The 18,692-nt window shown below is 71.8% G+C and carries 18 protein-coding genes; 12 read left to right on the forward strand and 6 right to left on the reverse strand.

The features are described 5' to 3' along the window. Window position 1: 1 nt before the first annotated feature. From sufC to IE267_RS06880, 8 genes are all read left to right on the forward strand, one after another. A complete protein-coding gene (gene sufC / locus IE267_RS06845; protein WP_161247497.1) occupies window positions 2-766 on the forward strand; it encodes a Fe-S cluster assembly ATPase SufC in 765 nt (254 codons plus the stop codon). Beyond that, the gene (locus IE267_RS06850) at window positions 763-2,034 is read left to right on the forward strand and encodes a cysteine desulfurase (RefSeq protein ID WP_161247499.1); all 1,272 of its coding nucleotides are present in this window, start codon (window positions 763-765) and stop codon (window positions 2,032-2,034) included. The genes sufC and IE267_RS06850 overlap by 4 nt, the downstream gene beginning before the upstream one ends. 11 nt (window positions 2,035-2,045) lie before the next feature. Next, window positions 2,046-2,510: a Fe-S cluster assembly sulfur transfer protein SufU gene (sufU, locus tag IE267_RS06855; protein ID WP_167154069.1), complete on the forward strand. Its 465-nt coding sequence runs from the start codon at window positions 2,046-2,048 to the stop codon at window positions 2,508-2,510. Beyond that, the gene (locus IE267_RS06860; protein ID WP_114035888.1) at window positions 2,507-2,845 is read left to right on the forward strand and encodes a metal-sulfur cluster assembly factor; all 339 of its coding nucleotides are present in this window, start codon (window positions 2,507-2,509) and stop codon (window positions 2,843-2,845) included. Before sufU ends, IE267_RS06860 begins: the two co-directional genes overlap by 4 nt. A 195-nt stretch (window positions 2,846-3,040) precedes the next feature. Further along, window positions 3,041-3,406, forward strand: a complete 366-nt coding sequence (locus IE267_RS06865; RefSeq protein WP_189762418.1) for a VOC family protein — start codon at window positions 3,041-3,043, stop codon at window positions 3,404-3,406. A 130-nt stretch (window positions 3,407-3,536) separates the two neighbouring features. Then, entirely contained in the window at window positions 3,537-4,892 is a 1,356-nt protein-coding gene (locus IE267_RS06870) for a DUF3616 domain-containing protein (protein ID WP_189762419.1), read from the forward strand. A 112-nt stretch (window positions 4,893-5,004) separates the two neighbouring features. Beyond that, the gene (locus tag IE267_RS06875) at window positions 5,005-5,541 is read left to right on the forward strand and encodes a TetR/AcrR family transcriptional regulator (RefSeq protein ID WP_189762420.1); all 537 of its coding nucleotides are present in this window, start codon (window positions 5,005-5,007) and stop codon (window positions 5,539-5,541) included. 130 nt (window positions 5,542-5,671) lie between these two features. After that, a complete protein-coding gene (locus IE267_RS06880) occupies window positions 5,672-5,995 on the forward strand; it encodes a DMT family transporter (RefSeq protein ID WP_161247507.1) in 324 nt (107 codons plus the stop codon). A 135-nt stretch (window positions 5,996-6,130) separates the two neighbouring features. Here the strand turns inward: IE267_RS06880 and IE267_RS06885 are convergent, their stop codons facing one another. Continuing rightward, a complete protein-coding gene (locus tag IE267_RS06885; RefSeq protein WP_189762421.1) occupies window positions 6,131-7,012 on the reverse strand; it encodes a winged helix-turn-helix transcriptional regulator in 882 nt (293 codons plus the stop codon). Window positions 7,013-7,215: 203 nt separating this feature from the next. On the opposite strand from IE267_RS06885, the gene IE267_RS06890 reads away from it, so the two are divergent. Next, on the forward strand, window positions 7,216-8,451 hold the full coding sequence (locus IE267_RS06890) for an MFS transporter (protein WP_189762422.1): 1,236 nt from the start codon (window positions 7,216-7,218) through the stop codon (window positions 8,449-8,451). Between the two features lie 10 nt (window positions 8,452-8,461). Beyond that, window positions 8,462-9,457, forward strand: coding sequence for a 2,3,4,5-tetrahydropyridine-2,6-dicarboxylate N-succinyltransferase (gene dapD, locus IE267_RS06895; protein WP_189762423.1), 996 nt, complete (start codon window positions 8,462-8,464; stop codon window positions 9,455-9,457). A 245-nt stretch (window positions 9,458-9,702) separates the two neighbouring features. Here dapD and dapA read toward each other — a convergent pair whose 3' ends face one another. Together dapA and IE267_RS06905 are read right to left on the reverse strand one after the other, a co-directional pair. Next, window positions 9,703-10,593, reverse strand: coding sequence for a 4-hydroxy-tetrahydrodipicolinate synthase (dapA, locus tag IE267_RS06900; protein ID WP_189762424.1), 891 nt, complete (start codon window positions 10,591-10,593; stop codon window positions 9,703-9,705). A gap of 75 nt (window positions 10,594-10,668) precedes the next feature. Continuing rightward, window positions 10,669-12,213, reverse strand: a complete 1,545-nt coding sequence (locus IE267_RS06905; protein WP_229860789.1) for a N,N-dimethylformamidase beta subunit family domain-containing protein — start codon at window positions 12,211-12,213, stop codon at window positions 10,669-10,671. Between the two features lie 134 nt (window positions 12,214-12,347). Between IE267_RS06905 and IE267_RS06910 the strand changes: the two genes are divergently transcribed. Further along, window positions 12,348-13,082, forward strand: a complete 735-nt coding sequence (locus tag IE267_RS06910; RefSeq protein WP_189762426.1) for an SDR family NAD(P)-dependent oxidoreductase — start codon at window positions 12,348-12,350, stop codon at window positions 13,080-13,082. Window positions 13,083-13,101: 19 nt separating this feature from the next. Here the strand turns inward: IE267_RS06910 and IE267_RS06915 are convergent, their stop codons facing one another. After that, window positions 13,102-13,515, reverse strand: a complete 414-nt coding sequence (locus tag IE267_RS06915) for a PPOX class F420-dependent oxidoreductase (protein ID WP_167154088.1) — start codon at window positions 13,513-13,515, stop codon at window positions 13,102-13,104. Window positions 13,516-13,623: 108 nt separating this feature from the next. Continuing rightward, a complete protein-coding gene (locus IE267_RS06920) occupies window positions 13,624-15,459 on the reverse strand; it encodes a DUF8508 domain-containing protein (RefSeq protein ID WP_189762427.1) in 1,836 nt (611 codons plus the stop codon). Between the two features lie 310 nt (window positions 15,460-15,769). Between IE267_RS06920 and IE267_RS06925 the strand changes: the two genes are divergently transcribed. Next, window positions 15,770-17,227 (forward strand): hypothetical protein, encoded by a 1,458-nt coding sequence (locus IE267_RS06925; protein ID WP_189762428.1) that lies wholly within the window; start codon window positions 15,770-15,772, stop codon window positions 17,225-17,227. A 177-nt stretch (window positions 17,228-17,404) separates the two neighbouring features. On the opposite strand, the gene IE267_RS06930 is transcribed toward IE267_RS06925, so the two are convergent. Beyond that, window positions 17,405-18,622, reverse strand: a complete 1,218-nt coding sequence (locus tag IE267_RS06930; protein ID WP_189762429.1) for a beta-ketoacyl-[acyl-carrier-protein] synthase family protein — start codon at window positions 18,620-18,622, stop codon at window positions 17,405-17,407. Window positions 18,623-18,692: the final 70 nt, after the last annotated feature.

Below are 18,692 nucleotides of genomic sequence, written 5' to 3' on the forward strand. Positions count from 1 at the left end.
CATGGCAACGCTTGAAATCCGCGACCTGCACGTCTCCGTCGACACCGAGAACGGTACGAAGGAGATCCTCAAGGGCGTCGACCTGACCGTGAAGCAGGGCGAGACCCACGCCATCATGGGCCCCAACGGCTCCGGCAAGTCCACCCTGGCGTACTCGCTGGCCGGGCACCCCAAGTACACGATCACCAGCGGCACCGTCACGCTCGACGGCGAGGACGTCCTGGAGATGTCCGTCGACGAGCGCGCCCGCGCCGGCGTGTTCCTCGCCATGCAGTACCCGGTCGAGGTCCCCGGTGTCTCGGTGTCCAACTTCCTGCGCACCTCGGCCACCGCGATCCGCGGCGAGGCGCCCAAGCTGCGCACCTGGGTGAAGGAGGTCAAGTCCGCGATGGAGCAGCTCCAGATGGACCCGGCCTTCGCCGAGCGCAACGTCAACGAGGGCTTCTCCGGCGGTGAGAAGAAGCGCCACGAGATCCTCCAGCTGGAGCTCCTCAAGCCGAAGATCGCGATCCTCGACGAGACCGACTCCGGCCTCGACGTCGACGCGCTGCGCCAGGTCTCCGAGGGCATCAACCGCGTCCGTGAGAACGGCGAGGTCGGCACCCTCCTGGTGACCCACTACACGCGCATCCTGCGCTACATCAAGCCCGACTACGTCCACGTCTTCTCGGCCGGCCGCATCGTCGAGTCCGGCGGCGCCGAGCTCGCCGACAAGCTTGAGTCCGAGGGCTACGCGTCGTACACGAAGGGTGGCGCTTCCGAGTGACACAGCTGCCGGGCCTCCTCACCGAGTCCGCTCTCCTGGACGAGGCGATCCGCAAGGACTTCCCCTTGCTGGACCGTGTGGTCCACGACGGGAAGAAGATCGTCTACCTCGACAGCGCCGCGACTTCGCAGAAGCCGCGCCAGGTGCTCGACGCGCTCAACGAGTACTACGAGCAGCACAACGCCAATGTGCACCGCGGCGTGTACCTGGTCGCCGAGGAGGCCACGGCGCTGTACGAGGGCGCCCGCGACAAGGTCGCCCGGTTCATCAACGCGCCGAGCCGCGACGAGGTCATCTTCACCAAGAACGCCTCGGAGTCGCTCAACCTCGTTGCCAACATGCTGGGTTGGGCCGACGAGCCCTACCGCGTGGACAGCGAGACCGAGATCGTCATCACGGAGATGGAGCACCACTCCAACATCGTGCCGTGGCAGCTGCTCTCGCAGCGCACCGGCGCGAAGCTGAAGTGGTTCGGCCTGACCGACGACGGCCGGCTCGACCTGTCGAACATCAACGAGATCATCACCGAGAAGACGAAGATCGTCTCCTTCACGCTGGTCTCCAACCTGCTCGGCACCCACAACCCGGTCGAGGCGATCGTCCGCCGTGCGCAGCAGGTCGGCGCGCTGGTCTGCATCGACGCCTCGCAGGCCGCCCCGCACATGCCGCTGGACGTGCAGGCGCTGCAGGCCGACTTCGTGGCCTTCACCGGCCACAAGATGTGCGGCCCGACCGGCATCGGCGTCCTGTGGGGCCGCCAGGAGCTCCTGGAGGACCTGCCGCCGTTCCTGGGCGGCGGCGAGATGATCGAGACGGTCTCGATGCACTCCTCCACCTACGCTCCGGCGCCGCACAAGTTCGAGGCGGGCACGCCCCCGATCGCGCAGGCCGTGGGCCTGGGCGCGGCCGTGGACTACCTGTCGTCGATCGGCATGGACAAGATCGCCGCGCATGAGCACGCGATCACGGAGTACGCGGTCCAGCGCCTCCTGGAGGTGCCCGACCTGCGGATCATCGGCCCCACCACGGCCGAGGACCGCGGGGCGGCGATCTCCTTCACGCTCGGCGACATCCACCCGCACGACGTGGGTCAGGTCCTCGACGAGGAGGGCATCGCGGTCCGCGTCGGCCACCACTGCGCGCGACCGGTCTGCCTGCGCTACGGAATTCCCGCGACCACGCGGGCGTCTTTCTATCTGTACTCCACGCCCGCCGAGGTCGACGCCCTGGTGGACGGTCTGGAGCACGTACGAAACTTCTTCGGCTAGGGGTTACCGACGTGAAGCTTGATTCGATGTACCAGGACGTCATCCTGGACCACTACAAGCACCCGCACGGCCGGGGCTTGCGGAACGGTGACGCCGAGGTGCACCACGTGAACCCCACGTGCGGCGACGAGATCACCCTCCGGGTGAAGTACGACGGCTCGCGCATCGAGGACGTCTCGTACGAGGGTCAGGGCTGCTCCATCAGCCAGGCCAGCGCCTCGGTCCTGAACGACCTCCTGGTCGGCAAGGACCTGGCCGAGGCGCAGCGGATCCAGGAGACCTTCCTGGAGCTGATGCAGTCGAAGGGCCAGCTGGAACCCGACGACGCGATGGAGGAGGTCCTGGAGGACGCGGTGGCCTTCGCCGGCGTCTCCAAGTACCCCGCCCGTGTGAAGTGTGCTCTGCTGAGCTGGATGGCGTGGAAGGACGCGACGGCCCAGGCTCTGGGTGACGTCGCCGAAAGGAAGACGGCATGACCGAGAACGCGGAGGCGGCGATCAAGCCGGCGACCGAGGAAGAGATCCGCGAGGCGCTGTACGACGTCGTCGACCCCGAGCTGGGCATCGACGTCGTCAACCTCGGCCTGATCTACGGCATCCACATCGACGACTCCAACGTCGTCACGCTGGACATGACCCTGACGTCGGCGGCCTGCCCGCTGACCGATGTGATCGAGGACCAGGCGAAGTCCGCGACCGACGGCATCGCCAGTGAGCTGAAGATCAACTGGGTCTGGATGCCGCCGTGGGGCCCCGACAAGATCACGGACGACGGCCGCGAGCAGCTGCGCGCGCTGGGCTTCAACGTCTGAGCCCCCTCGTCGTGAACAGAGGCCCCCGGCGCCATCGGTGCCGGGGGCCTCTGCGTGTCACAGGGCGCCGACCAGGCGGACGACCGTCGCCACGGGGAGCGCCGGATTGGCGGCGGCCGCGTGGGCCAGTTCCTCGTCCCAGAGGGCGTGGGGAGTGCGCGTGCGCTCGGTCATCGGGCGGGGCAGACTGCGGGTATGGCCGTTTCCCTGTACCACCTTGCCGTCGATGCCCACGATCTGCCCGCCCTCGCCCGTTTCTGGTGTCAAGTCCTCGACTGGAAGGTCCTGTTCGAGGATCCGGAGGAGATCGTCATCGGGGCTGACGAGACAGCGTACCCGGGGATGTGTTTTCTGCCGGTGCCCGAGCGCAAGGCCGTCAAGAACCGGATGCACATCGACCTCAACCCCGATGACCACGCCGCCGAGGTCGAGCGGATCATCGGGCTCGGGGCGCGGCGGGTGGACGTGGGGCAGGGGGAGGACGTGACCTTCACGGTGCTCGCGGACCCCGAGGGGAACGAGTTCTGCGTGCTGCGGCCCAAGCGGAGTCTGATCGACTGACGTTCGCCCGCTGTACCCGTGGCGTACGTCCGCCATTGGCGGGGCGACCGGAACCTACTCGGCGACACCCCGCCGACGAGAGGCCAGCCCCGTGCCGCACCACCCGACGCTTCGCCGTACCAGGACGCTCGTGGCCGCCTCCGGCGCTCTCACGCTGGCCGTGCTGGTCCCCAACTCCCTTGCGCACGCGGCGAGTTATGGCACGCCGACCATCGCGCTCTCGGCCTCCTACCTGTCGGGGGCCGTCGGGGCCACCGGCGACCCCGTGGTGGATGTGACCGTCACGCAGAGTGGCGCCGACGCCTCGGCGCTCACCGTGGCCGCGTCCGCCAGCAGCAAGAGCTCGGTGGCCGGGACCGGGGACGTCCAGGTGACCGGCACCGGGAGCAGCCGCCGGTTGGCCGTGTCCGCGCACGCCCGCGGCTACACCGACCTCACCATCAAGGTCACCGGGCTGGGCGGCAAGACCGCCACCAAGACGCTGCACTACGCGGCATCGGCCGCCGTGCAGAACGCCGCCGACACCCGCTACTTCACCGGCTCCAGCGACGCCTCGGCGGCCGTGGACGTGGGCGGCGGGTATGTCGTCGTGGCCGACGACGAGTCCAACACGCTGCGCCTGTACGACCGTTCGGCCTCCGGTGCCCCCGTGAAGACCTGGGACTTCAGCTCCAAGCTCGGTGTCTCCAAGGAGATCGACATCGAGGGCGCCGCCCGCGTCGGCAACACGATCTACTGGACCGGCTCGCTCGGCAACAACAAGGACGGCGAGTACAAGGCCGACCGCAACACCGTCTTCACCACCACCGTCACCGGGTCGGGCGCCGCCACCCAGCTCGCGCTCGGCGGCTCGTACAAGAAGCTGCGGGACGACCTCGTGGCCTGGGACCACTCCAACGGGGACCGCTTCGGGTTCACCGCCGCGACCGCGAACGGCCAAGTGCCCAAGCAGATCGACGGGTTCAACGTGGAGGGCCTGGAGTTCGCCCCCGGCTCCACCAGCACCGCCTACATCGGGTTCCGGGCGCCGCTCGTGCCGCCGGCGAACGGCGGCAAGGCGCTGATCGTGCCCGTCACCAACTTCGACAAGGTGGTGGGCAGCGGCGCCAAGCCGGTGTTCGGCGCCGCCGTCCAGCTCGACCTCGGCGGGCTCAGCATCCGCGACATCCGCAAGAACGCCGCCGACCAGTATCTGATCGTCGCCGGGTCGTGGGCCGCGGACGACAACTCCGACCCGTACGCGGTCTACTCCTGGGACGGCGTCGCCGGGCACGCCCCCGTCAAGCGGGCCGACCTGCCGACCAGCGACCCGGGCGGCTGGGAGGCCGTGGTGGACGTGCCGGACCTGAGCCAGGCCGGCGCACGGGCGCAGTTCATCACCGACGACGGTTCCGCCGACCTCTACGGCGACGGCACCGAGGCCAAGGACCTCTCCCACGCCGAGTGGAAGAAGTCCCGGGCCACCTGGTTCACCGTGACCGGCTGAACCCTCGCCACCGGGCGCATGCCGGGGCGGTCGGCACCGGCGGGTACGGTCGAGGCATGCTCCCCGACCAGGCCGGACCGACCGCCGCCGCCGGAACCACCGGAGGCCGCTGATGGGCCGCCGCTACGACCCCGACCGGCGCCGGCGCATCATCGACGCGGCGATCCGGGTCGTGGCCGAGCGCGGCATCGCGGGGCTCAGCCACCGCACGGCGGCGGCCGAGGCGGACGTGCCGCTCGGGTCGACGACGTACCACTTCAAGACGCTCGACGAACTGCTCGTGGCGGCGCTGCGCCAGGCCAACGAGGGCTTCGCCACGGCGGTGCGCGACTGCGCGCGGCTCGACGGACCCGGCGCCGACCTGGCCGTGGAACTGGCCCGGCTGATGGGCGAGTGGCTGACCGGCGACCGGGCCCGCGCCGAGCTGGAGTACGAGCTCTACCTCGCCGCGCTGCGCCGCCCCGCGCTGCGGCCCGTCGCCGCCGAGTGGACGGATTCCGTCGCCGAACTGCTCGCCCGGCACACCGACCCGGTCACCGCGCGGGGGCTCGTCGCCGTGATGGACGGCATCTGCCTGCAGGCCCTCCTCACCGGCGGCGCGTACGACGAGGCCCAGGCCCGCGACCTGCTGGCCCGGCTGCTGCGGTAGCCGGACGGGCAGCACTTCGGGCCCACGCGGGGCCGGGGCTCGGGCGGCACCGAGGGCCGGCGTGAGGGCGCCGCGATCCCGGACCGATCGTTGTGTACGGGCGTACGCATCGACGGATATCCTTGGCCGCATGCCCTACGTCCTGCTCGCCTGTGCCATCGGCTCGGAGATCGTCGCCACGTCCGCGCTGAAGTACAGCGAGGGCTTCACGCGGCTGTGGCCCTCGCTGATCACCGGCGCCGGCTATTTGCTCGCCTTCTACCTGCTGTCGCTGACGCTGAGGTCGATGTCCGTGGGCACCGCGTACGCGATCTGGTCCGGCGTGGGCACGGCCGTCATCGCGGCCATCGGCATGGTGTTCATGGGGGAGGCGATGACCGCCGCCAAGCTCGCCGGGATCGCGCTCATCATCGGGGGCGTGGTCCTGCTCAACCTCGGCGGCGCGGCGCACTGAGCTCGGCGCGGCGAGCCCGGTCCACCGAGTCCGGTCCACTGAGCCCGGTCCACCGAGTCGGGTTGGCTGAGCTCGATCCACCGGGCGCGGTCCGCCGGGTTCGGCCCACGGGGCGAGGCCCCCTGGGCGCGGGGCTCAGGCGCCTGCCCGCAGCACCGCGGCGAGGGCGGCCTCCACGCTCTCCTCGATGTCGGTGATCGGACAGATCGCCTCGATCACCGTACGGTCCCGGTCGACCACCAGGGTCAGCCGCTTGAGCCGGCTCACCCCGGCCGTGCGGAAGGTCGGCAGGCGCAGCGCCGCCGTGAGGCCGAGGTCCGCGTCCGAGAGCAGCGGGAAGCGCAGGGCCTCCTTGTCGGCGAACGCCCGCTGTTCGTCCGGGCGTTGGGTCGACACCCCGTGCACGCTCGCGCCCGCCTCCGTGAACCGGGCCAGCTGGTCCCGGTAGGTGCAGGACTCCAGGGTGCAGCCGCGCGCACCGGGGATACCGGCCCAGCCCGGCGGGTAGGCATCGGCGCGGGCGTAGGCGCCGGGGAAGCAGTACAGGACCGTGTACGGCGTCGAGGGCGCGACCGGGTCGCGCAACTCCCCGTTGAAATCTGCGAGTTGGAGCTCCGGCAGCCGAGTGCCCACCAGCTCCCGCACCCGCGCCGTCTCGCCCGACGCCTCCGTCGAGGTGGCCATGGTCTCTCCCTCTCCCAGCACCCAGGTGTCTCCCCAGTCCTGGAGTGCGATCAGCACGGGCAGCAGGGCGCGACCGCGCGGGGTGAGCCGGTACTCGTGCCGCACCGGGCGCTCCTGGTACGGCACGCGCGACAGCACCTCGCACTCCACGAGCAGCTTCAGGCGTTCGGCGAGGACCTTGCGGGACATGCCCAGCTCCCGCTGGAGCGCGTCGAAGCGGTGCACCCCGCGCGCCGTGTCGCGCACGATCAGCAGGGTCCACCAGTCGCCCACCACGTCCAGGGACTGGGCGATGGCGCAGTGCTCGTCGTCGAGCCGGGTGCGTTGAGGCATGTCCCCATTCTTCATTCTTCCGCCCGCACTTGGTGGGCCGTCTCCGGCCCACCAAGTGACCCCCGTTGACCTGCGGGGACCATGCTGCCATAGTCAGTTCCCATAAGGAACCCACTAGGGATTCCGGCTGAGGGACCCATCAGAGGTTCCGGTGGAAGGACTCACGAAGCCGGTTCAGGTACGGAGCTCGGGGGGCGGGCGGAGTGAACACACTGCGCGCAGTGCCAAGAAGCGTGCGACTGCTGTGCTGCGGCATCTTCTTCAACGCGGTCGTCAGCTTCACCTTCATCTATCTCTTCGTCTGGCTGACGGGGCCGCGCGGACTCACCGTGGCCCAAGCCGGGCTGCTCGGCGGCATCGGCGGCATCGGCCTGGTGGCCGGCAACTTCACCGGCGGCTGGTTCGGCGACGTCTACGGCCACCGGCGCGCGCTGCTCGCGGGCGCCGCGGTGAGCGGCAGCATCCTCTGCGTGGTCGCGCTGCTGCCGGTCGCCGCGCTCTACGTCGCGCTGCCGCTCGCCCAGTACGCGGCCGGCGTGGTCAGGTCCGCCAACTCCGCGCTGATCGCGGTCGGTGTCGCCGAGGGCAGCCGCCGCCAGGGCTTCGCGGTCATGCGCTTCGCGAGCAACGCCGGGTTCACCGTCGGGCCGCCCCTCGGGGCGCTCGTCGCGGCCCGGTTCTCCTACGGCTGGCTCTTCGTCGCCGACGGCGTCGCGACCCTGCTCTTCGCGGTGTACGCGGCGCGGGTGCTGCCCGGCCACGGCGCTGCCCGGTCCGCCCGGTCGCGGAGCGCCGCCCGGTCGCCGCGGCTGCGCGCGGAACTGCGGGCGCGGCCCGCCGTCCTGGTGCTGCTCGCCGCGATCGTCTGCGTCGACCTCGTCTACCGCCAGCAGTACTCCACCCTGCCGGTCTTCCTCGGCGACCACGGCTTCGACGCCCGGGTGTACGGCTGGCTCATCGCCATCAACGGCGGCGTCATCCTCTGCCTCGAACTGCCCGCCGCCCACGCGCTGCGCAGGCGCGCCCCGCTGTCGGTGATCGGCGCCGGGCTGCTCCTGGTCGGGCTCGGATATCTGGCCCTGGTGCCCGGCGCCTCGCTCGGCACGGCCATCGCCCTGATGGTGTCGCTGACCCTCGGCGAGATCCTCTACAAGACCACCGCCACCGCGTACGTGGCCGACCGGGCGCCCGCCCATGCCCAGGGCCGTTTCCAGAGCCTGTACGCGGGCGCGTCCATCAGCGGCCAGGTCCTCGCCCCACCGCTCGGCGGCGTCCTCTACACCGCCGCACCCGGCCTGCTCTGGCCGCTGTGCGCCGTGCTCGCAGCGCTCGCGGGCCTGGCCGTGCTGTGGGCGCGGCGGCTGCCCGACGGCGTCGCCGGGCGGGACACGGGCCCGTCACTTGAGACCGGTTCGCTCCGGCGGGCGGTGGCCGGTTAGGTTTTGGGTCATGACCGACACGACTGCTACTGCTACGACCGGCGCCGCGGCCGCCGGACTCGCCACCGTCGCCGCCGACGGCACCATCCTGGACACCTGGTTCCCCGCCCCCGAGCTCGTGGCCGTCGCCGAGCCCGGCCCGGCCGGCACCGAGCGCCTCTCCGCCGAGCGCGCCGCCGAACTGCTCGGCGCGGGCGCGCTCAAGGCCGTCGGCGTCGACGAGCGCCGCGGGGTCGAGGTCATCGCCGTCCGTACGGTCATCGCCTCCCTGGAGGACAAGCCGCTCGACGCGCACGACGCCTACCTGCGCCTGCACCTGCTCTCGCACCGGCTCGTCAAGCCGCACGGCCAGAACCTGGACGGCCTCTTCGGGCTGCTCGCGAACGTCGCCTGGACCTCGCTCGGTCCGGTCGCCGTCGACGACCTGGAGACCGTCCGCCTCAACGCCCGCGCCGAGGGGCTGCACCTCCAGGTGACGTCCGTCGACAAGTTCCCGCGCATGACGGACTACGTCGCGCCCAAGGGCGTACGCATCGCCGACGCGGACCGGGTACGCCTCGGGGCGCACCTCGCCGAGGGCACCACCGTGATGCACGAGGGCTTCGTCAACTTCAACGCGGGCACGCTCGGCACGTCCATGGTCGAGGGCCGCATCTCGGCCGGTGTCGTGGTCGGCAACGGCTCCGACATCGGCGGCGGCGCCTCCACGATGGGCACGCTGTCCGGCGGCGGCAACGTCCGCATCGTCATCGGAGAGCGGTGCCTGGTCGGGGCCGAGGCGGGCGTGGGAATCGCGCTCGGCGACGAGTGCGTCGTGGAGGCGGGGCTCTACGTCACCGCCGGGACCCGGGTCACCATGCCCGACGGGCAGATCGTCAAGGCGCGCGAGCTGTCGGGCGCGTCCAACATCCTGTTCCGGCGGAACTCGGTCACGGGCGCGGTCGAGGCGCGGCCGAACAACGCGGTGTGGGGTGGCCTGAACGAGGTTCTGCACGCCCACAACTAGCCGGGGCCGCCCGGCAGCCCGGGGACACCGGGGCTCGGCCCCGGACCCCGGGGGGTTCGCCCGTCGGCTGCCCGGCGTTGGTTGGTTCCGGGCCCCCGGGGCTCCGCCCCGGACCCCGTTCGCGCCTGACCGGTGCTCGTCCTCAACCTCCCCCGAGGCCTTGAGGGCCAGGGGGCCCCATGACGGGCTGTAGGCGCCCCCGCACCGGGGCGCGACCGCCCGGCCACGGTCCGCAGTCGACGAGGTCACCCGGTGAGGGCATCCCGCGCTGCCCGGAGCCGAGCCGCCACCCCCTCGCCCGCCCCCTGCAAGGGCCCCCGTACCGGAAAGCCCAGGACCGCCTTCGCCGTGACGGCGCCCGGCAGGCCCGAGGCCATCATCAACTCGGCCAGGCGGAGGGTGAGTTGGTTGAGGCGGGCCGCTTCGGCCACCGCACCCACGTCGAACGCGTCAAGGACCGCCGACATCGCCCGGGGCGCCACGTTCGCCACCGTGCTCACATACCCCGCGCCGCCCACCGCGTACAACGGAAGGTTCAGCTCCTCGCACCCCGAGTAGTAGGCGAGCGACGTACGGCCCATGACCTTCGTCGACCCCAGCAGGTCGTACGCGCAGTCCTTCACCGCCACGATCCGCTCGTGCTCGGCGAGCCCCAGCATCGTCTCCACCTCGATGCGCGTCCCCGTACGGCCGGGGATGTCGTACAGCATCACCGGCAGCCCCGTCGCGTCGGCCACCGTGCGGAAGTGGGCCCCGACGGCGGCCTGCGGGGGCCGGCTGTAGTAGGGGGTCACCACCAACAGGCCGTCCGCGCCCGCCCGTTCGGCCGCACGGGCCAGTGCGACGGTGTGCGCGGTGGAGGGGCTGCCCACCCCCGCCACGACCGAGGCCCGGTCGCCGACCGCCTCCGCCACGGCCCGTACCAGCGCCGTCTTCTCCTCGTCGGAGGTCGTCGGCGACTCTCCGGTCGTGCCGTTCAGGACCAGTCCGTCGCACCCGTTGTCCACCAGGTGCACGGCCAGCGCCTGTGCGGCCGGAAGGTCGAGCCCGTACGCCGGATCGAACGGTGTGACCATGGCGCACAGGGCGCGCCCGAAGGGGCGCGGCGGCGGGAAGGGTGGGCGTGAGGTTGTCATGCCGCAGTCTTGCCGCCCTCGACGGTTAACGTCCACTTAGATTGTTTGCCGGGTCGCCTTAGCTCTGCTGAAGTGTCACCACAGGTTCCGCTTCGACCACGTCGGATCTCCCGCGTACGGGTGGAACGCGTCGAGGTTGTCCTTCGCCGGGTGGGTGCGCCCCGCGGGGCCCGCCGCGAAGGCGCGCAGCAGATTCTCGGTCACCCTCGACGTGAACCTCGCCGTCGTCGCGTCGATGCCGTGCCCGCCCCGGCCCACCGTCGACTGCACCCATCGCATGGTGCCCGTGTTGAACACGCCCGCGCCCGAACTCACCGTGTAATAAGCGGAGTTGGCGAAGGAGCGGACCCCGCGGCAGGTCAGGGGCGAGTGGGATATGACCTCCATCGGGCGCGGGGTCGTGCCGATCCCGTTCGCCCGGTCGTACTCCGTGCCCACCAGCCCGGGGAACTTCGAGCCCTGTCGTACGCCCGTGCCCTCGAACAGCCAGTGGCCGGGCGAGGTGACCACGTAGTCCGCGGTGGTCGGGTTCGACTCGTACAGCGTGCCGGTCAGGGAGTTCTCCGGCTGGGCGTGCGGGGGCTCGCGGAAGTTGGTGGTCGGCGGCTCACCCTCGCGGCGGCCCGGGTCCTTGGGCCAGTCGTTCTTGTAGCAGACGATCAGACGCCGGTCGCCGAGCGCGGTCCCCTCCAGGCGTATGCGGCGAAAACAGGCGTTCGCGCCGAGGAAGGCCACGTTCGTGCCCCGGTCGCGCACCGCCGTCACCCGGTCCCGCATCGCCTGCGTCCAGTATTCGTCATGTCCCAGGGAGAGCACGGCAGTTGCTCCGTCGAGGAGGTGCGGGTCCGCGTCGATGTCCATGTTCGTCACGTACGCCAGGGGCAGATCCAGCTTCTCCGCCAGCGCCACCACCGGCTGCTCGTACGTGAGGAACAGGCCGTCGCCGTCCTCGTGGTAGGGGCGGTCGCAGCTCACCGCGCGCGAGCGGTCCGCGTCGTCGCCGGTCGGCCCGTTGTAGAGGCTGTGGCCGCCCCACTCGTTGTACGCCTGCCAGGTCGCGACCGCGTTGACGATCACCACCCGGCCCCTGGTGGTGGCCGACCGGACGGTGACCGGAACGTAGCGCTGGCCGCCGCTGTCCGCGGTGAGGCGGATCAGGTAGGAGCCCTCGGGCCAGCCCCTGGTGGGGACTTCGGTCGTGGCCGGCCAGCCGGCCGACACCGTGTACGTCGTCGGCTCGACCTTCGCGGCCGGCTGTCGCGTGCCCTTCAGCGGACCCGACTCCCACACCTTGCGGGCCAGCGTCCCGCCGTACCAGCCCATCCGGAACGCCTCCGCGCGGAACGTCTCGGCGGTGGTGTGCACATGGAGGCGGAAGGGGTCGCCGGACGCGACACTGGTGCGGTCCGCGTAGCCCTCCACCTCGTGCTCGGCTCCCCGGCGGGTGAGACGCCAACTCGCGTCGCCCGGGCGGTCGTTCTCCCGCACCGGCGGCTTCGGGGCGGACGAGCGGGCGTCGCCTTCGCCGCCCGGATGCCCGCCGGGCGCGCAGCCCGCCGCTCCCGCCGCGGCGACCGCGCCGGCCGCTCCGGCCGCCGCGAGGAAGCTCCTGCGACTCAATGCCGCGCGGTCCATCGCACCACTCCGCTCTGCCGTTCGGTCCCTGAGGGATGCCGGTGCCGGGGAGCCGCGCCGGGCCGTGGCATGATCTCCGGCGGGCGCGGCCGAACACCGCACGTAGGGAAAACAGCAGTATGAGCGAAGCACGAGTCGCCCTCGTCACCGGCTCCTCCTCGGGCATCGGCGCCGCCACCGCCCGCCGGCTCGCCGCGTCCGGAGTCCGCGTGGTGATCAACTCCCGTTCGCCGCGGGCCGGTGAGGAGCTTGCCGCCGAACTGCCCGGCGCCGTCCACATCCAGGCCGACGTCTCGGTCGACGGCGAGGCCGAACGCCTGGTCCGGGAGACGGTCGAAGCCTGCGGACGGCTCGACATCCTGGTCAACAGCGCCGGCACCACCCGCTTCATCCCGCACGACGACCTCGCGGCCGCGAGCCCGGACGTCTGGCGGGACATCTTCGACGTCAACGTGCTCGGCGTCCGGCAGACGATCACCGCCGCGGCCCCGCACCTGAGGGCGAGCGGGGCGGGCGCCGTCGTCACGGTGTCCTCGCAGGCCGGCGTCCGGCCGAACGGCAGCTCCATCCCGTACGCCGTCTCCAAGGCGGCCGTGAACCACCTGACGCGGCTGCTCGCCAGGACGCTCGGCCCGGAGATCCGCGTCAACGCGGTGGCCCCCGGCTTCATCGAGACGCCCTGGTACGACGGCGTCGAGGGCTCCGCCGACACCAAGCGGCACGTGGAGAACTCCGTCCCGCTGCGCCGCACCGGCAGCGCCGAGGACGTGGCCGACGCCATCGTCCATCTGCTCGACGCCTCGTACATCACGGGCGAGGTGCTGTTCGTGGACGGCGGCGGCAACCTGGTGTGAGCCCCGCCCGCCCGGAGGGCTACGAGGTGGTGCGCTCCGGGCGTACGACCAGGACCACCCGGCGCTCGGCGTCGTCCAGCGGTCCCTCGTACTCCAGGCCGTACCGCTTGGCCAGGACGTCGAAGAAGGCACCCGTCGGGTCGGGCTCGATCCGCTCGACCGTGCCCCGGACCTCCAGATAGCGGTAGGGCTGGTCGGGGTCGTTGACCGAGACGGCGACCTGGGGGTCGGCGACGACGTTCTTGTACTTGCGGCGCGTGGTCGTCGTCGTGAAGCGCAGGAACTCGCCGTCCCACAGCTGCCAGACGGGGTTCACGTGCGGGGAGCCGCTCGGGCCCCTGGTCGCGAGGTGCACGAAGAGGGGACGGGTCAGCAGGTCCTCGTGGTCGGCGGGGATCACGGAGGCGCTGTCGTTCGGGATCTTGGTCGTCATGGACCCGGACGCTATCAACGTCCGCTCGGGTGGCGGGAGTTGGCCGTCTTCCCGCTCGGGCGGGCGGTCGCCGTGCTGCCTGACGGCCACCCGCCCGAGCGCGTACCGCTACGGGTGGAAGCGGATGATCTGCGGGTCGTGGTCGCTGGTCTGGTTCGCGAACTCCGCGTTGATGTGCACGCTGTCGTAGTCGAAGCCACGGATCGCGGGGCTGGTCAGGACCTGGTCGAGGACCTGCGTGTTGCCCTGGTAGACGTAGGAGTAGCGCTCCTTCTTGGGCAGCGTGCGGTAGGCCGAGCGGAGCGCGCCGCCGTCCTCCAGGGCCTTGGTCGTGCCCGAGAAGTCGAAGTCGTTGATGTCACCGACGGCCAGGACGTCCGCGTGCTTGTCGACCGCGAGCAGCTGCTTCACGAAGGCGTTGACGGCCTGCGCCTGCTGGAGCCGCTTGGCCTCCGAGGAGCGCGGCACCGGCTGGTGCTGCGAGACCAGGCTCTCGTCGCCGCCCTTCGACGCGAAGTGGTTGGCGATCACGAAGACCGTCTTCCCCTTGAACACGAACTCGCCGGCCAGCGGCTTGCGGCTGTCCGCCCAGGCCGGGTTGGCCGGGTCGATCCGGCCGGGGGAGAGGGTCAGGGCCGGGTGGCCCTTGGTGCCGGTGACCTCGACGGCGGTCTTGTAGTCCCCGCCGGACCGGTCGGTGAAGGAGACCCGCTCCGGGTTGAACAGGAAGCCCTGGCGGATGTTGCCGCCGGGCTCGCCGCCGTCCTTGTTGTTCTCCGGGTCGATCGAACGCCACTGGTATGCGGGGCCGCCCGCCGCGACGATCGCGTCCGTGAACTTCTTCACGGTCGCCGAGGCGTCCACCGTGCCGTCGTTCTTCGCGCCGTTGTTGTCCTGGATCTCCTCCAGGGCCACGATGTCCGGCGAGGCGAGGTTGGTCACCACGCCCTGCGCCAGCGCGTCGAACTTGGACTGCGGGTCGGTCGGGTCCAGGTTCTCCACGTTGTACGTGGCCACCGCCAGCTCGCCGGTGCGCTGCTTGCGGGTCACCTCCCGCTTGAGGCCGTTGTCCTTGACCGTGCCGAGGGTGCGCGCGGTGAGGGTGTAGCCGCCGAACTGGTTGAAGTCCAGGGGGCCTTCGGTGCTGCCGGTCAGGGTGTCGCCGACGTTCGCGGTGGGGAAGGGCTGCTGCGCCGTCGGGATCAGGCTCTGGATCTGGAGGCGCCCGGTGTTCTGGTCGTGGTACGAGGAGTACAGCGAGCCGCCGCGCGCCGTGCGGTTCTCCTGCGGCTTCACCGTGACCCACAGCTCGGAGTACGGGTCCGTGGCGCCGACCACCCGCGAGGTGCCGATGCGGACGTTCATGCCCTCCAGGGACTCGTAGTAGTCCGTGGCGTACTTCTTCGGCCGGAGGGTCAGGCCGTTGACGCTGTTGCCGGCCGCCGGGTCGCCGTTCGGCGTGTAGCGGTCGGGCACCGAGCGGGCGTCGAGGACGACCGGGGCGGGCACCGCGTTGCCCGAGGAGACGACCGTGACGGTCGGCTTGGACAGCTCGGTCACCGACTGGTTGCCCGAGGCGAGGCCGCCGGGCACGTACTCGGTGACGGTGGCCGAGACCTCCACCGCGTCGCCGACCGCGACGGTCGGGTTGGAGCTCGTGAAGACGAAGACGCCCTCGCTGGTCGCGGGGTTCTTGTCGGGCCGGGTGTCCTGGAACCAGAAGCCCTTGGAGGAACCGTAGGTGCGCACCCCGGTGACGACCCCGGTCACGCCGGTGACCTGCTGGCCCGCCAGCGGGGATATCCGGGTGGTGCCCTGGATGTCGTGGATCTTCGCCGGCACGGGGGCGGCGGGGGCGGCCTGCGAGGAGGCGGCACAGACCAGGCCGGCGGCGAGCGCGGCGGCGACCACGGCGGACACGGCGGCGGTTCTGGGAACGGGCATTCAGGTACTCCGAGGGTGATGAGGGAAACAGGCGTACATGCGGCGGTGCGGTTCTACGCGCGTCAATCTCTTGTCTGGGAAGGGGAGTTGTCAAGAGGTGCCGGGTGGACGACTACCGACGGGTAGATGAACCCCTGGGGAAGGCGCCCGCGAAGGGGCGGGGCCGGGGCGGGCCCGGCGGTGCGCGGGCCGGGTGCGGACGGCCGGCGCAACGAAACCCGGTGAAATGCGTCTACGCTGGGTGCCGCTCGCCACCGCTGACCCAGCGCGACCAGAGCATCCAGACCGTACGGCCGAGGAGTACCCCCAGATGTCCGGAGACCGCCCCACCCTGCCGCCGGTTCGGCTGAACTCCGAGGCGGAGCTGGCCCGGGACGCGCTGTCCGCCCCGCTGCTCGCCCGTGCCGTGCGGCTCGCCCGCTGGGCCGGGCCCGACACCCGGGTCGGCGCGGGCGGCGAACTCGTCGAGGAGCAGCTGCCCGCGGCCGCCACCGAACTCGGCCTGGGCGACGACCAGGACGGTCCGGCGTACGCGAGCGAGGCCTGGCGGGTCGCGGTCGACACCGGCCTCGTCGACGTCCAGGACGCCCCCGGGGCCTCCGGCGACGAGGACGAGGACGGCGAGGGCACCGCCTCCATCGGCGAGAACCTCGGCGTGCTCACCGCCGGCTCGCCCTCCGACGTGCTCGCCATCTGGCTCGACGCCTTCGACGTGGTCTTCGCCGACGCCACCGCCCCGATGATCGACGACTTCGCCGACCTGGTCGGCGAGGACGGCGAGATCGACTTCGAGCGCCTGGAGTGGGACCCGGAGGAGGAGGCCGACTTCCTGGAGGGCGTCCTCGGCAACCTCTACCTGCTCACCGTCAGCGAGGGCGGCACCCCCGAGGGCCCGGTGCCGCTGCCCGCGCTCGCCGCCTCGATGATCGTCCCCGACGACATGGGCGAGCCCACCGACGACATCCTGGAGCAGGTCTCCGACGCGATGATGCGGCTCGACGACCAGTTCCGGCTCCTGGAGCCGATCGGCCTGGTCGAGTACGAGCCCGTCGACGAGGCCCTGATGGCCGAGGTCGGCGACGAGCCGGCGCCGCCCGTCGACGACGAGGACGTCGCACGCTACGGCATGGTCCGGTTGACTCCGCTCGGCCTCTACGGTGTCCGCGCCCGGATGCTGGAGGCGGGGGTGGACGCCCCTGCGGTCGGCGACCTGGCCGACAAGGGCGCCGACGCGCTGCTCGACGGCATCGCCTACTTCCCCGAGCTCTCGGCCCGCGCCGAGACCGAGCAGTGGCTGGCCCGGCGCCAACCGGCCGACGCCGCGCGCGAGTTGCTCGCCGCGGCCCGGGGCAATGACGCGGGTGGCCCGTTGCGCCGGCTGCACTGCCAGCAGGCGCTCGCCCTCACCGGCGCCTCCGCCGAGCCGGCCGTGCGCCAGGTCCTGCCCGACCCCGAACTCGGCGGCCTGGCCCGCGTGTGGCTCGCCGAGCGCGGCGCCCTCGACGTGCCGCCGCCGTCCGAGACGATGATCTTCTGGCTGGCCATCGACACCATCGCCGCCCAACTCGCCGTGGAGGGCGACCTGGAGGAGCTCCAGGAGCTCGTCGAGGGCCTGGTCGGCCAGCACAGCGGGTTCTTCGACGCGGCCTGGCGGGTGGAGCACCCCGCCACCGCGGACGTCCTGGAGGCGATGGGCCGCCTCCACCCGGACAAGTCCACGGCCAAGGACGCGCGCAAGGCAGCCTTCAAGGCCCGCTCCCGCGTCTGATCCCGTCCGCGTGCGGGATGCCGCGAAGCCCTGTCCAACGTGAGGCGTCACTCGGGGCCGGGCACGTGTGGCTCTCCCGCCTCGCGTGCGGGCCGCTTCCCCCGGCCCCCTGATCCTTCCGGTCAGGGGGCCGGGGCGTGTCCGGGGGCCGGGCCGCGTGCGGGGCGGGGTGGGGTGTCAGGCGCGGCCGAGCACCAGGCTCACGTTGTGCCCGCCGAACCCGAAGGAGTTGGCGAGCGCCGCGTCCCAGGAGCCCCGGCGGTTCTCGCCCGCGGCCACGTCGAGGGAGACCGCGGGGTCGAGGCGCTCCAGGTTGCGGGTGGCCGGTACGGTGCCGTCGCGCAGCGCGAGCAGCGCCGCGATCGCGCCCACCGCGCCGGACGCGCCCAGCATGTGCCCGGTCATCGACTTGGTCGCGGTGACCACGGGATGCGTGCCGATCGCCTTGGCCACCGCCTCCGCCTCGGCGAGGTCGCCCGACGGCGTGGAGGTGGCGTGCGCGTGCACCACTCCGATGTCCGAGGCGCCCAACCGCGCGTCCCTCAGTGCCGATTCGATCGCCCGGACCTGCCCGGCCACGTCCGACGCCGTGATGTGGTCCGCGCTGGACGTCACGGCCGCGCCCGCCACCGACCCGTACACGCGCGCCCCACGCGCCCGCGCGAACCCGGCCCGCTCCAGGACGACCAGGCCGGCGCCCTCGCCCATCACGAATCCGCTGCGGTCGGCGTCGAAGGGCCGGGACACCGCGGCGGGGTCGCCGTCCTGGGTGGACAGGGCCTTCATCTGCGCGAACGCGGCGATGGTGAAGGGGTGCAGGCACGCCTCGGTGCCGCCCGCCACCACCACATCGGCCCGTCCCGCACGGATCAGGTCCAGGCCCATCGCGATCGCCTCTGCCCCGGACGCACAGGCGCTGACCGGCGTACGGGCCCCGCCCTGCGCGCCGAGCTCCATCGACACCCAGGCGGCGGGTCCGTTCGGCATCAGCATCGGCACGGCGTAGGGGGAGAGCCGCCGGGCGCCGCCCCGCTCGAACGTGTCGTCCTGGCCGAGCGTGGTCAGTACGCCGCCGGTGCCGGTGCCGATCACCACCGCGAGCCGCTCCGGCGCGACCTCGGGGGTGCCGGCGTCCCGCCAGGCCTCGCGGGAGGCGATCATCGCGATTTGTTCACAACGGTCAAGCTTGCGGGCCTCGACGCGGGTGAGCAGCGACAGCGGGTCAACGGCAAGACCGGCCGCGACCCGCACCGGCAGCCCGGCCGCCCACTCCTCCTCGATTTGCGTCACTCCCGAGGTTCCCTCCAGCATCTCTGCCCAGGTGGAGGCCGTGTCAGCGCCGAGCGGGGTGATCGCGCCGAGGCCGGTGACGAGTACTTCTGCAAGATCGCTCATCCTTCGACCCTGTCAGGGGCGGGGGCGGTCGGGGATGGTGTGGAGGCAGCGATTTGTCCGGGGGGTGTTG

It is taken from the genome of Streptomyces xanthochromogenes (assembly GCF_014650455.1).
In the GTDB taxonomy this organism is placed as follows: Bacteria; Actinomycetota; Actinomycetes; order Streptomycetales; family Streptomycetaceae; genus Streptomyces; species Streptomyces xanthochromogenes.